11 protein-coding genes are annotated in these 13,912 nt (G+C 69.4%); 3 read left to right on the top strand and 8 right to left on the bottom strand.

Annotation, left to right across the window (positions count from 1 at the left end):
* Positions 1-198 precede the first annotated feature (198 nt).
* A complete protein-coding gene (locus HDC34_RS17485; RefSeq protein WP_179557964.1) occupies positions 199-1,194 on the bottom strand; it encodes a stage II sporulation protein M in 996 nt (331 codons plus the stop codon).
* 16 nt (positions 1,195-1,210) lie between these two features.
* Here HDC34_RS17485 and HDC34_RS17480 point away from each other — a divergent pair, with 16 nt between their 5' ends.
* Entirely contained in the window at positions 1,211-2,077 is an 867-nt protein-coding gene (locus HDC34_RS17480; RefSeq protein WP_179557963.1) for an RDD family protein, read from the top strand.
* An 88-nt stretch (positions 2,078-2,165) separates the two neighbouring features.
* Here HDC34_RS17480 and ahcY read toward each other — a convergent pair whose 3' ends face one another.
* From ahcY to HDC34_RS17465, 3 genes are all read right to left on the bottom strand, one after another.
* Positions 2,166-3,638, bottom strand: coding sequence for an adenosylhomocysteinase (gene ahcY / locus HDC34_RS17475; RefSeq protein ID WP_179557962.1), 1,473 nt, complete (start codon positions 3,636-3,638; stop codon positions 2,166-2,168).
* Positions 3,639-3,715: 77 nt separating this feature from the next.
* Positions 3,716-5,158 carry a phosphomannomutase/phosphoglucomutase gene (locus tag HDC34_RS17470; RefSeq protein WP_179557961.1) on the bottom strand — a complete coding sequence of 481 codons (1,443 nt, stop codon included), beginning with the start codon at positions 5,156-5,158 and terminating at the stop codon, positions 3,716-3,718.
* A complete protein-coding gene (locus HDC34_RS17465) occupies positions 5,155-5,361 on the bottom strand; it encodes a DUF3499 family protein (RefSeq protein ID WP_104252264.1) in 207 nt (68 codons plus the stop codon). The genes HDC34_RS17470 and HDC34_RS17465 overlap by 4 nt, the downstream gene beginning before the upstream one ends.
* A gap of 35 nt (positions 5,362-5,396) precedes the next feature.
* Here HDC34_RS17465 and HDC34_RS17460 point away from each other — a divergent pair, with 35 nt between their 5' ends.
* On the top strand, positions 5,397-5,858 hold the full coding sequence (locus HDC34_RS17460) for a hypothetical protein (RefSeq protein ID WP_179557960.1): 462 nt from the start codon (positions 5,397-5,399) through the stop codon (positions 5,856-5,858).
* 24 nt (positions 5,859-5,882) lie between these two features.
* On the opposite strand, the gene HDC34_RS17455 is transcribed toward HDC34_RS17460, so the two are convergent.
* From HDC34_RS17455 to manA, 4 genes are all read right to left on the bottom strand, one after another.
* Entirely contained in the window at positions 5,883-7,370 is a 1,488-nt protein-coding gene (locus tag HDC34_RS17455) for a DUF5719 family protein (RefSeq protein ID WP_179557959.1), read from the bottom strand.
* Positions 7,357-10,338 carry a glycosyltransferase gene (locus HDC34_RS17450; protein WP_179557958.1) on the bottom strand — a complete coding sequence of 994 codons (2,982 nt, stop codon included), beginning with the start codon at positions 10,336-10,338 and terminating at the stop codon, positions 7,357-7,359. Before HDC34_RS17450 ends, HDC34_RS17455 begins: the two co-directional genes overlap by 14 nt.
* 239 nt (positions 10,339-10,577) lie before the next feature.
* The gene (locus tag HDC34_RS17445) at positions 10,578-10,895 is read right to left on the bottom strand and encodes a WhiB family transcriptional regulator (RefSeq protein WP_104252260.1); all 318 of its coding nucleotides are present in this window, start codon (positions 10,893-10,895) and stop codon (positions 10,578-10,580) included.
* 216 nt (positions 10,896-11,111) lie between these two features.
* Positions 11,112-12,443: a mannose-6-phosphate isomerase, class I gene (gene manA, locus HDC34_RS17440; protein WP_179557957.1), complete on the bottom strand. Its 1,332-nt coding sequence runs from the start codon at positions 12,441-12,443 to the stop codon at positions 11,112-11,114.
* A 229-nt stretch (positions 12,444-12,672) separates the two neighbouring features.
* On the opposite strand from manA, the gene HDC34_RS17435 reads away from it, so the two are divergent.
* Complete coding sequence (locus HDC34_RS17435) at positions 12,673-13,860, top strand: acyl-CoA dehydrogenase family protein (protein ID WP_179557956.1); 1,188 nt, start codon at positions 12,673-12,675, stop codon at positions 13,858-13,860.
* Positions 13,861-13,912 lie beyond the last annotated feature (52 nt).

The raw sequence follows: 13,912 nt of genomic DNA, 5'->3' as shown, positions 1-13,912 counted from the left end.
TGGCAGATGCTGATCTTTCTTTCAGAACTGTCTGGCCCGTGCGACCCGCTCTCGCGTTTCGCTCCGTCGGCCTGACGAGTGATTACATTACGCAGAGACCTAGCGACGCACAACTCGGGGCGATCCCGGGCGTGTCGCCCGCATCCCCTGCTCCACCCGCGCTCCGGGCCACTGGCAGGTCAGCCCGCGTCAACGCAGTCAGCCGGCGTAGACGCGCTGAGCTCCACCATCAAACTTCTCGAGGGCCCCGGTCTCCCCCGCCCGAACTGCGCGGCCGCCGAGCCAGAGCGCGTAGACCAGGTAGAGAGCGAGCGCCGCGGCGCCGATGCCGATCTTGATCGGCCACGGCCAGTCCTGACGAGTCACGAACCCCTCGACGAGTCCGGAGATGAACAGGAAGATCGTCGTGCCGATTGCCACGACGATGAGCGCGCGGCCGTCGTCAGCGAGCGACTGCATCCGCGTCTTCGCCCCCGGTGCCACCCATGCCCAGAAGATGCGAAGACCTGCCCCAGCAGCGACGAAGACCATCGTGAGCTCGAGCAGGCCGTGGGGCGCGATCCAGAGGAAGAAGACGTCGAGGTGCCCGTGAGCACCGAGGACAGCTGCGCTCTGGCCCAGTCCGAGCGCGTTCTGCACGAGCACCACCGGCACCCACAGTCCTGTGATGCCGAACGCGATGCACTGCGCCGCGATCCACGCGTTGTTCGTGAAGACGCGCGCAGCGAAGCTGGATTCCGAGAACTCGGAGTAGTAGCCGACGAAGTCCTCCTCGGCGTACTGCTCCAGGGCGGCCTCGGAACCGAGGAAGCCGAGGATCTCCGGGTTCGCCACGATCCACCAGTAGCTGAGCGCGGCGACCGCGATCGTGAAGAGGGCCGCGCCAAGCGTCCACCACCTCACGCGGTAGAGCGCAGCAGGCAGCGCCATCGTGAAGAACGCCCCGAGCAGCACCAGGATGTTTCGCCCGGCTCCGGTGAACCTCCCCCGCGCACGCGACAGCTGCACGGAGAGGAACTCCCCCTCCCGAGTCTCCCCGTAGCTCGTGCGCAGCGCCGACAGCTCCGTCGACGAATCCTGGTAGCGGGTGATGAGCTCGTCGATCTCGGCGCCGGTCAGATTGCGGCGCCGAGCGAGCGCCCCCAGGCGCTGCCAATCCGCCGAACGGGCGGTTGTGAGAGCTTCAAGATCCATCTGTTTCAATACTGCCATGGCCACTCAGACGCGACCCAGGGAACGCCTGAGCGTCACCGACGAGCAGCTTGTCGTCGGCGAAGGAGTCCACCTGGACGTGAGACCCGCGGGCTTTGCGCTCCGGGCCGCCTCCTCCGCCCTCGACGCGCTGGTCTACATGGCCGGCTACATCGGACTCCTCATCCTCACGATGACCATCCTGTCGAGCGACGACTTTCCCGTTGCCATCGACGAAGCGCTGCTCAGCGCCATCGCCATCGCCCTGCTCGTCGCCTGCCTCGTCGTCGCCCCCTGTGTCGTCGAGACGCTCACGCGCGGGCGATCGGTCGGCAAGTTCGCGACCGGCCTGCGGATCGTCCGCGACGACGGTGGCACGTCAGGGTTCCGTCAGGCATTCATCCGCGCCCTCCTCGGATTCATCGAGCTCTACGGGTCGGCAGGCGGCATCGCCATCATCACAGGTCTCGTCAACTCCCGGGCCAAACGGCTCGGCGACGTCCTCGCCGGCACGACCTGCCAGCGCGAACGGGCCCCGAAGCTCCGCCGCCACCTCGGGCCGATGCCCCCGCAGCTCGTCGGGTGGGCGACGATCGCGGACGCAGGCAGGCTCCCCGACCGCACCTCGCGTCGCATCCTCGACTACCTGGACCAGTCCGCGCAGCTCACTCCGGCACACCGGGACCGGGCGGCAGGCGAGATCGCCCGCGAGACGCTCCCCCACGTGCATCCGATCCCGGATGTCGACGCTGACACCTATCTGCGGGGCCTGGCTGTCCTGCGCCGAGACCGCGAGCTCGCGGCCCTTGCCGCGATCGCCCGGCGAGAGGACGCACTCGCGCCCACCCTCAACGGCATGCCCCACTCCTTCCCCGACCGAGGCTGAACGGCTCGGTCACCGAGCGACGACGACGAAGCCCGCCAGAACAGCTGGCGGGCTTCGTCGTCTCGGCGATCGGACGTGGCCGAACGGATCAGTATCGGTAGTGGCTGACCTTGTAGGGCCCGCCGACCTCGACGCCGATGTAGTCGGCCTGCTCCGGCGTCAGCTCGGTGAGCTGCACGCCCAGGGCATCGAGGTGAAGGCGCGCGACCTGCTCGTCGAGGTGCTTCGGCAGCACATGGACGCCGATCGGGTAGGCGTCGAGTCGCTGCCAGAGCTCAAGCTGCGCCAGGACCTGGTTCGTGAAGGAGCTGCTCATGACGAACGACGGATGACCCGTCGCGTTGCCGAGGTTGAGCAGGCGCCCCTCCGAGAGGACAAGCACCGAACGCGAGTTCGGAAGGCGCCACTCGTGCACCTGCGGCTTGATCTCGACGCGCGTCGCTCCTTCAAGCCGCTCGAGGCCGGCCATGTCGATCTCGTTGTCGAAGTGGCCGACGTTGCCGACGATGGCCATGTGCTTCATGCCGAGCATGTGCTCGAGCGTCAGCACACTCTTGTTGCCGGTGCACGTGATCCAGATGTCGACCTGGTCGAGCACGTCCTCGACCTTCGCGACCTGGAAGCCGTCCATCGCGGCCTGCCACGCGCAGATCGGATCGATCTCGCTCACGATCACGCGGGCGCCCTGCCCGCGAAGGGCCTCCGCAGCCCCCTTGCCGACGTCGCCGTACCCGACGACAAACGCCGTCTTGCCGCCGATGAGCACATCCGTCGCACGGTTCAAGCCATCCGGCAGCGAGTGGCGGATGCCGTACGTGTTGTCGAACTTCGACTTCGTCACCGAGTCGTTCACGTTGATCGCCGTGAACTGCAGCTCCCCGCGTTCGGCGAGCTCGTAGAGTCGGTGGACACCGGTGGTCGTCTCCTCCGTCACGCCGCGCACCTCCTCGGCGATGCGCGTGAAGTGCCCGGCGTCGTGCGCGAGCGACTCGCGAATGGTGTCAAGGACAACGCGCATCTCGGCGCTGTCCTCATCGCTCGCCTCCCGGACGGACCCGGCGAGCTCGGCCTCGCGGCCGAGGTGCACGAGCATGGTCGCGTCGCCGCCGTCGTCGAGGATGAGGTTGGGGCCGACTGCTCCCTCTGCGCTCCAGTCGAAGATGCGCGAGGTGCACCACCAGTACTCCTCGAGCGTCTCGCCCTTCCACGCGAAGACCGGCACTCCGGTCGGGGCCTCGACCGTGCCCTCCGGCCCGACGGCGACGGCCGCGGCCGCCTCGTCCTGCGTGGAGAAGATGTTGCAGCTCGCCCAGCGGACCTCGGCCCCCAGGTCGGTGAGCGTCTCGATGAGCACCGCTGTCTGGACGGTCATGTGCAGCGATCCCGCGATGCGCGCCCCGGCCAGCGGCTTCTGCCCGGCGTACTGCGCCCGGAGCGCCATGAGCCCAGGCATCTCGATCTCGGCGAGACGGATCTGGTGGCGACCCGCGGCTGCCAGTGCCAGGTCCGCGACGACGAACGGACGTTCGGTGGAGAGCTCGATACCCGACGTTGGTGCCATGAGTGCTGCTTCCTTGCTCCGGGGGTGGTGGTGGATGCTGCCGGCCCCGGCCCCGAGAGGGGCGCGGAGGCCCGTTGCTACTGCGCTCGGATGAGGGACAGCACCTGGTCGCGAAGCGACTGCAGGCGTGCCTCGTCCTTGGCTTCGGCGTTCAGACGTAGGAGCGGCTCCGTGTTGGAGGCGCGCACGTTGAACCACCAGAAGCCGGTCTCGTCCGCACCGCGGACCGTGAGCCCGTCGAATTCCTCGAACTCGGCGATGCTGGCGAAGGCGTCGACGATCCGCGCCAGGGCGGCGGGCACATCCGCGACGGTCGAGTTGATCTCCCCGGACGCGAAGTACGGGTTCTCGAGCCCGCCGATCTCGGAGAGCTGCTTGTCGGATCCGCCGACCGCTGCGAGCACGTGCATGGCGGCAAGCATCCCGTTGTCGGCGCTCCAGAAGTCGCGGAAGTAGTAGTGCGCCGAGTGCTCGCCGCCGAAGACCGCGTCGGTGGCCGCCATCTGCGCCTTGATGAGCGAGTGGCCGACCTTCGTCTGGACCGCCTTCGCGCCCTCCTGCTCGATGGCCTCCGGCACGTGACGGGAGACGATCAGGTTGTGGAGGATCGTGGGCTCGTTCTCGCCGGCTGCGCGCACGCGTGCGATCTCGCGTCGCGCGACGATCGCCGTGACGGCGCTCGGCGAGACGGGCTCGCCGAGCTCGTCGATCAGGAAGCAGCGGTCGGCGTCGCCGTCGAAGGCGAGACCGAGATCCGCGCCGTGCTCGACGACGGCCGCCTGCACGTCGACGAGGTTCTTGGGGTCGAGCGGGTTCGCCTCGTGATTGGGGAAGGTACCGTCGAGCTCGAAGTACATGGGGATGATCTCGAGCGGCAGCGCCCCGAGACCGGCCGCGTCGCCGAGCACGGCGGGCACGGTGAGCCCGCCCATCCCATTGCCGGCATCGACGACGACCTTGAGCGGGCGGATGCCCGAGAGGTCGACAAGCTCGCGCAGGTACGCCGCGTAGTCGGCGAGCACGTCGATGCGCTGCTCCGAGCCCGGCCGATCGACCGCGGGGATGCCGTCGTCGAGGAACGCGGCTGCCCTGTCGCGGATCGCGGAGAGACCGGTGTCGAAGCTGAGCGCCTTGGCGCCCGCGAGCGAGAGCTTGATGCCGTTGTAGGCGGCGGGGTTGTGGCTTGCCGTGAACATGGCGGCGGCCGCGTCGTAGCGGCCGGACGCGAAGTAGTCCTCGTCGGTCGAGCAGAGGCCGATGTGCGTGACGTTCGCGCCTCGCGCGACGGCACCGCGGGCGAAGGCGGCGGCGAAGCCAGGCGAGGAGTCGCGCATGTCGTGGCCGACGACGACCGTCTGCCCGGCGAGAGCGAATTCGTCGACGAACCCGGCGCCCAGCGCCGTCACGAGCGTCTCCGTGAGCTCGCTGCCCACGAGCCCCCGAACGTCATAGCTCTTCACGACACCAGAGAGAGAACCCCGCTCGTCAGTCGACGCGGGTGCGATAGCCACAGAAGTCATGAACCCAAAACTACCGGACGCATCATGCTCCACCCCTGCGGTGGCGTCGAGCGTTCTGCGTGGCGTGCGCACAGGTCGTAGCTGTGCGGTTCCGCCGCGAGCGCAAGCGGGCCGATGACGGCGAGCTTGTCCTCGTAGTCGAACGTCAGCGTGTACTCCGCTTTGCGGGAGCACGCGACTCGTGAGCATGGTCGATTGGGCATCGGGGCAAGTGTACGCCGGGCGTAAACTCGCAGTCATGCCACGTCGCCGCCGGGAGAAGAAATCCGAGAACGCCAGGAGGCAGGCGCGCCCTGAGCGCGGCCTCGCCCGCGGAAGGCACGGCAGGGGCATCCGCTCGAGCGTCGCGGGCCCCTACCTTCCGATGCTCACCGGACGCGTGGTCAGGTTCGAGAACCATGTCGCGGATGCCATGAACTACCTGCGCGCGGCGAATCCCGAACGGCTCGCGAACGTGCAGGTCGACATCGCCAACGTGCCCAAGACGCTGCAGCACTCCGATGGCATGGACCGCTGGCATGTCGAGGCTCCGAACCGGATCATCCTCTATCGAGTCGCGATCGATCGGCTCGCGCGGCTGCACTGCGAGGACCCGGTGCACTACAGGATGCTCGTGGAACGGTGCGTGCTGCAGGCGGTCGCCGAGCTGCTCGGCTCGGACCCGTGGGACATCGCGCCGGAGCGCTTCGGCGACGAGTGACCTCGCCGGCCGCGGGCCCGGCGCTCAGCGGTAGACGGTGATGACCTCGGCGAGCGGGTTGCTCGCTGAGATGGGGATGGCAGCGAGCTGGCCGTCGCCCGCGTAGGCGAGCTGGACGGAGACCCGGTCGAGTCCCTCGAGCCGGTACTCGCGGCCTGCCTCGACGTCGACGGACGTGGTGCCGTGCGCCGGGATGGAGATCGCAGTCTCAGTGCCGTCCTCTGCGATGAGCGTCGCGGTCTTCTCGACCCCGTCGGCGTCGGCGAGCTGCAGCTTCGGTGACGGGCCGTTCGGCACGGCCACGACCTGGCCGCCGCTCAGCGCGGGAACCGGCTGGTACCAGGCCAGGTCCGAGGAGGTCGCCGTGGCCGTCGTCTGCACCGAGGCGACGACGGGGTGGCTTGCCTCGATCTCGAGGGTGTACTGGCCGATCGGGTATCCGGTGAGCGGGATCTCGGTGGTTCGGCCTCCCTGGATCGTCAGCGAGATCGGCTCGAGCGAGGTGCCTGCTGCATCGCGAACGGCCACCGCGAGCTCGGTCTCCTCGTCGCCGGGCGCGAGGACGCGAAGCGTGGCGCCGCGCTCGAGCACCAGGGTGCCCTCCGCCTCGGACGCCGTGCTCGTCGAGGGCACGCCCACGATCGAGAAGGAGGTGCTCGGCGCGTCCTGCGCTCCGATGATCTCGATGCCGCTTGGCGTCGCCCCCGAGGTGCGCGTCTGGTGCAGTGTGGAGGTCACGCTGCCGGAGACGGCTTCGACCTGCACGACGAGGTCGCCCCGGTCGGGCGCCACGCCCTCGAGGCTCACCACCTCACGGCTGCTGGCGGGCACCGCGATCTCGCGGATCGTCGGGGCCTGCACCGTGCCATCCGCCGTCGTCACCGTCACGCGGACCTCGGCGGCTCGGTCGGCGGGGTTCACGATGACCAGCTGCGTGCTGCTGCCCTCCGCGGTGCTCCCCCCGACGAGCCACTGCTCGGCGGACGGCATGCGGCAGGATGTCGCGGCGAAGCCCGCGGCCGAGGGCTGAGCGAGCTCCAGTGTCTGTGCCGCTCCGAACTCGGTCGGGGCGCCGTCCTCGGTCATCCCCGGAACCGTGAAGCGGACCGGCGCGAGCGCCTGCTGCTCGTCGGCGGCTGGGGTCGACTGCACGATCGGCTCGATGTCGAGCTCGTCGAGGTCTCCGGCGAGACGGATGCTCGTCGTCCCCAGGGTCGCTGGCAGCGTCGGGTCATCCGTCGCCAAGCCGAGCAACGTGAGGGGGCCTGGGCACACGCGCTCCTGCGCGCTCGCGACCGGGCTGACGAGGACAGCATTGGCGGGAGTGGAGAGCACGGCCTCCGGTGCGAGCTGCACCGCCGCGACCACGCCTCCCACGGTCACGAGCGCGGCGCCGACGCTCAGGACCCGACAGATGGGACGCCGGCCGCTCGCGGCCGGTCTGGAAGCCTCGCGGGCGGCGTCGTCCGCAGCACGCGCCTCGGCGATCACGGTCGATTCATCGGGCGTCATGGTCGCCTCCCCGTGCTCCCGTGCCGAGCACGTCGTCATCGTCGTCCTCGAAGTCATCGACGGTGAGCGACGTGACGTCGCGACGCAGCATCCGCTCGCCATCGTCGAAACCGTCACCGTCCAGGTCGTACCAGGGGCGACCGGTGGTCTTCTCGCGGCGGCGCATATCGGCGGCACGCGCCGTGAGGCCCCCGGTCGGGAGGGCAGTGAGGAGGGTCAGCGCGAGCAGGACGCCTTGCACGATGAGCATCCACCGCCCGAGCGTCGTCCCGGTGTTCGCAGTGTCGAGGGGGCCAGCGACGCTCGGGTCGGTGGGTTCGAGCGTGGGTCCGACCACCTGCCAGAGCGCGCCGAACTCCGTTGCGCCCGCCGGACGCAGGCCCGGGTTCGCGTCGAGCGAGGACACGAGTCGGCCCTCCATAGTCGCCGCGTCGCTTGAGCCCTCCGGCACGAGCAGGTACGAGATGCCGAGCGCGTGCAGCTCCTCTGTCGGGCGGAAGAGGGAATCCGAGGCGAAGTTCACGGCCAGTTCAGCCAGGCGCTGGTCACCGGAGGAGAAACCGACGCTTGTCGTGCGCAGCGTCGATTGCGAGTCGAGGCCGTCACCCGTTCCCCGTTCGAGCCGCACCTCGACCGCGCCACTCGCAAGCGGAACGATGACGAGGGTCCCCACCTCGTCAGAAGCTCGCCCCTGGGCGTCGACGATCGCTGGAAGGGACCGGCCGTCGCCTGCGCCGACCAGTGCGTCGCCGCGCGCCACCGCAGTTGCCGGCAGTGCAGCCAGGAGCACCATGCCCGCGATCGTGACGCCGGCGAGGACGTGCGAGGCGCGCGCTCGGATCGCCCCGAGCGTCGCCGCGGCCGCCACCACAGCGCCGAGCCACATGAGCGACTGCGCACTGCCCGGCCACAGCGAGATGTTCTCGACGCCGACGTGCGCGAACCCGAGACGGGTTGCCGCCGCGCTGGTCACGAAGCCGAGGAGGAGGAGCTGGAGACCGAAGAGCGCCGCGCGCCAGTTACGGCCACCGGGGGCGAGGACCGCGAGAAGGAACAGGGGCGCCACCAGGACGGCGGCGATGATCGGGGCGAAGGGATACGCCTCGAGCTGTCCACCAGCCCAGCTGGGATCGGCGACGAGCGACGTGGGGAAGCCGAGGAGCAGCTGCCACGCATCCGGCGCCGTGCTCGCGAGCGGGACGCCCGGGTCGGCGAACAGGGCCAGCGGCCGCCCTCGGTTCCATTGCGCGACCGCGAGCGGAGCGAAGAGGACCAGGGTCGGAGCGGCCGTCAGCAGTCGTTGCAGGAACCCACGACCGCCGATCACCAGCCAGACGAGCCAGACGACGGCAAGCGGGACCGCGAGGAGCGGAGCGGATGCGATCGCGACTGCGGCGAGCAGGCCGGTGGCCGCCGCGCGCGACCAGTTCCGTGAAGCGCTCAGGGCGGAGAAGATCAGCCATGGGAGGACGAGGTGCGCGATGACCGCCGCGATGCGCCCCTCGGCCAGCGCCACCAGCAGCGGGGGCGCGAGCATCCAGGCGAACGCACCGAAGGCGCGGAGGCCGGCCCGCTTGGTGAGTCGCGCCACAAGAAGCCAGGCGCCCATCGCGGCCAGCGGGAGGGCGAAGAGCCAGACCAGCACGATGCTGAGACTCGGGTACCAGAAGGTGAGGGTGCCGAGCACCGCGAGCACATAGGTGAAGGGGTCTGCCACACCGAAGGCCCCGTCGCCCACGTCGCGGACGCCGTACCCCGTCCTCCCCCACAGCGCGCCGATCGAGTCGGCGAGGGGAAGGAGTCCGCCACCGGACAGCGTCGTCTGACCGATGAGCGGCAGCGCCAGCCCGAGGCCGAGCAGCGTGGACACGAGCAGCACCCAGAGGCCGCCGGAGCCGACCAGCGAGTACCGCTCGCGCTCCTCGTGCGTGAGCGCACGCAGCTCCTCGCGCTGCAGGCCCAGCGTCTTCTGGTTCTCCTCGGCGCTCACGAGCAACGGCTCGATGACCGTCCACGACTCGGTGCGGGTCTTCGCGAACTGCGCCCTCGAGCGGGCCGCGCCCGTCTTGCCGAACGTCACGCGAGCGGCGGACCTGAGCTCTGCGAGGATACGCCGCGGACGCTTCCGAACGAGGTGCCAGACGCCCTTGAGGATGGCGATCGGGATGAGCAGGAGCCGGAGCACGGCGAACGCGGGCGGCGGGGTCTTCGTGAGACTGCGGTGGACCCTCGCGGTATCGCGCGCCGCCGCGACGGCAGAGGCGCTCATCGAGGGGTTCATCGCGGCCGTGCCCGGAGCCTCCGGGTCGCAGGCGACTCGAGCAGACGGGGTCAGGAGCACACGTCCGCCGGCGAGCCACACACGCGTGCAGAAGTCGAGCGCATCGTCCACTGCCGGGAGACCGGGGTCGAAACCGTCGAGAGCCAACCACGGTTCACGGCGCACCAGCATCCCACCGGCCGCGACACCGAGCACGTCGGAATCCTGATCGAACTGGCCCTGATCGAGCTCGTCCTCGCGAAGGCGCAGGCTCTCACCGTTCTGCAGCATGGACTGGCCGAACTCCACGAGCGTCGCGGCGTCGTCGCTGCGCACCAGCTTCGGGCCGGTCACCTCGAGCGACGGATTCCGCTCAGCCGTCGCGAGGAGCTGCTCGAGCGCATCGTGCTCCGGGGCGTTGTCGGCCGCGAGCAGCCAGAGCCAATCCCCCTCCGAGTGGAGCCCCTGCTCCTCGAGCACGGCAACGGCTTCGGCGACGGCACCGCCGAAGGTCGTGTCGGTCTCCAACGTCAGCAGGATGTCCGGCTCGGACGCGCGCATGATGTCCAGTGTCGAATCCGTCGAGGCCAGATTCACCATCACGACGCGTTCGGGGAGGCGCGAGGAGCCCTCGAGCGCGGCGATGGTGCGCTCGAGCGCGCGCGACGCATCTCGCGCGACAAGGATTGCGGTGACTCCGGGACGCATTGAACGAATGGTATTCGGGTCCCCCGGCCGATCTCGCATTGCGGGCGGCAAGCCGCGACACGCGTCGACGTCGCACTGGCTCGTCTCCCGCTCATGCATCCGACTCCCCCGCACATGGATGCACGAAGGGCCCCGCCCGACCGGAGTCGAGACGGGGCCCTGCCTGCTCGCGCGCTCTCACCCGAGACTGACTGGCCAAGACGATGCGGCCCGGGCCTGACGCCCGTGACCCGCGCCGCTCAGGCTTGCTTGCGGAGCTTGCGCCGCTCCCGTTCGCTCAGCCCACCCCAGATGCCGAAGCGCTCATCGTTGGAGAGCGCGTACTCGAGGCAGTCGCTCCGGACCTCGCAGGAATCGCAGATGCGCTTCGCGTCGCGCGTCGAGCCGCCCTTCTCCGGGAAGAAGGCTTCGGGGTCGACCTGCGCGCACAGCGCGTCTGCCTGCCAGGCGAGCGGGTTGTCGTCTCCGACATTCCTGCGGACTCCTGGGACGCCGAGGACGACCGGGTCGACATACCAGTCTTCGGGAACCGAGGGGTTCCTCCCTGGAATTGCCATATCACGTTCTCCCCACGTTGCTTGCGGGCACCTGCCCGCGCGTCGGAATCATTACATCGTTGTAATTCACCCCGCGTCAAGTCGGAAGCCCTCAACACTAAGCCCGGTCTTGAGACTTTTCGGAGAAGCCGCGCGGGATTCGCGACGGCGTGTCGCCGAGGATCCCTGAGGGACCAGGAAACGGCGCGCCGGAATGCCCGCGCCGGAAATTCCCAGCTAGTCGGCGTGTCGCATCGGCACCGTGTCGCGCCTGTCGAGCCCCGGACCCGCCGCGAAGAGGTCGACCGAGCCAATCACTCGCACCGGCAGCTCGTCCGGGGTCACGAAGACAGACTCGCCCGCCGAGATGGAGGCAGTCGTCTTGGCTCCCTCGAGACGGGCCTCCCCCTCGAGGCAGAGCAGCATCGTGGGCCCATCGAGGTGGATGGTCTTGACCGTGTCGACAGGACTCGGAACAACCCGCACGAGGCGGAAGTCGGGGATCTCGGGCCGATACTCCTCCACACCGTCCTGGATGCGCGTCGCCGCGATGTACGGCGGGGGCACCGGCGCGAAGTCCAGCCGTGCGAGCAGCTCGGGAATGTCGATGTGCTTGGGCGTGAGCCCGCCACGCAGCACGTTGTCGGACGCCGCCATGATCTCGATGCCGAGCCCGCGGACGTAGGCGTGCATGTTCCCGGCCGGCAGGAAGATCGCCTCACCACGACGGATGGTGATCTGGTTGAGCAGGAGCGCGAGCGCGATCCCGGGGTCACCCGCGTACATGCGCGCGAGCGTCGCGATGATGCCGCGCTCACGAGCGAAGCGCTCGGCCTGGTCACCGGCCTCGTCGCCCGCGAGCGCGACCCGGGACACGGCGGCGACGAGTTCATCAACCGCCTCGCCACCCTCGAGGAGCCACGTGACGAGTCCCCGGAGATCCTCGCCGGTGGCGAGCGAGCGGACCCGCGCGCTGAAGTCTGCAAGCGCCGCGCGCCCGGCTTCCGGCTGCCCCTGGTCTGCATCCGCCCGCTGGGCGAAGTCGCCGACCACGGCGGCGACCTCACCGAAATCGCGGAAGCCGGCGAGGGCATCCATCGTCTCGCTCAGCGCGAGGAGCATCTCTGGCTTGTGGAGCGGGTCCTTGTAGTTGCGCTCCGGCGCGCTGAGGGGGATGCCGGACGAGTTCTCTCGATCGAACCCGCGACGGGCATCCGCCAGCGTCGGGTGCACCTGCAGCGACAACGGGGCCGCCGCCGAGAGGACCTTCAGGAGGTACGGGAGCCCAGGCCCATCGCCCTCCCGCAGGCCCATGGCGTACCGCCCGAGCGTGGCCACCGGCTCCTGCGCGATCCAGGCGTCGAGCGTCGTCGCCCCACCCGCCAGTTCGGGGTCGACGATTCGACTCGGCGCCCCAGGATGCGCACCGAGCCAGAGCTCGGCTTGCGGCACTCCGTCCCAGTCCGCGTCGTCGAGGGTGCAGGCACCGGTCGTGCCGAGGAGCTGCGAGATCGATCCCGGGGCACCCCAGGCGTAGTCGCGGGGCGCATTCTTCAGTGGCAGAAACATCACGCGAAGGCTACCGAATCTCTGTCCGCCTGTGGGAGAGGTGCGACGAACTGCATGGCAGATACAAGGGTGCGCACCCAGCTCGCGTTCGACTTCATGGTTTCCACCAACCCGGTGGCGCACCCGGCTCACCTCTTCGTAAGCTCGCGGAGCGCTCGATTCGTCGCCGGAGGCAAGGCCGCCACGGCCTCGCAGCGCCCCACCCCGCTCGACCAGGAACAGGACGGTCATGGACGACAACGAGTTTCAGCTGCTGCCAGGCGACTTCACCGGGCTCGAGGCCGAGCTCTCTCCGGAGGAGAAGCGCCTGATCTCGAATCTCCGCGACTACCTCGAGCGCGACGTGCGCCCCGTGATCGACGCGCACTGGGAAGCCGCGACCTTCCCGCGCGAGATCGTCCAGGGCCTCGCCGCGGCCGGCGTCGTCGGCCTCGCGTTCGAGGAGACCAGACGATTCGAGAACTCTGCGGTCTTCCGCGGGTGGACTGCCCTCGAGCTCGCTCGCGTCGATGCGAGCGTCGCGACCTACGTCGGCGTGCAGAACGGCCTGGCCCTTGGCGCCATCGGCCTCTGCGGTTCCGTCGCCCAGCGTGAACGCTGGCTCCCCGCGCTGGCGTCCGGTGAGATCGTCGGCGCCTTCGGACTCACCGAGCCCGGTTCCGGCAGCGACTCCGCCAGGGGGCTCACGACGACCGCCGAGCTCGTCGGCGACGAATGGGTGCTCAACGGCGCGAAGCGCTGGATCGGGAACGCGACCTTCGCGGACATCGTCGTGATCTGGGCCAAGGATGTGGCGGACGGGCAGGTGAAGGGCTTCGTGGTCGACACCTCCCTTCCCGGCTTCACCGCGACGAAGATCGAGCGGAAGGTGTCGCTCCGCATCGTGCAGAACGCCGACATCACCCTCGACGGCGTGCGCGTGCCCGCCGACGCGAAGCTCGAGCATGCCAACTCGTTCAAGGACACCGCCCGTGTTCTGCGCAAGACCAGGGCCGAGGTCGCATGGCTCGCGACGGGCATCGCCGTCGGCGCCTACGAGACCGCGCTCGCCTACGCGAAGGACCGGCTCCAGTTCGGCGCCCCCATCGCTGCACGACAGCTCATTCAGGAGCGCCTCGTCGACGCGCTCGGACTCATCACCTCGAGCATCACGCTGTGCGTTCGGGTGTCGCAGCTCGACGATGACGACGCCCAGCGCGACGAGCACTCGGCGCTCGCGAAGGCGGTGGCCACGGGAAACATGCGACAGGTCGTCGCCCTCGCGCGGGAGGTATGCGGAGGCAACGGCATCGTCGCCGACTACGGTGTCGGCCGGTTCTTCGCGGACGCGGAGGCCATCTACTCGTATGAGGGGACCAGAGAGATGAACACCCTCATCGTCGGCAGGTCGATCACGGGCCACGCGGCGTTCGTGTGAGCGGCGCCGGCCGTCGCGCGGCCCTGGCTTCCAGCGGACCAGCACCGATCGG

Source organism: Pseudoclavibacter sp. JAI123 (genome assembly GCF_013409665.1).
GTDB lineage: Bacteria > Actinomycetota > Actinomycetes > Actinomycetales > Microbacteriaceae > Pseudoclavibacter.
Note: the sequence above shows the minus strand (reverse complement) of the source record. Positions and strands in the feature narration are given on the sequence as shown.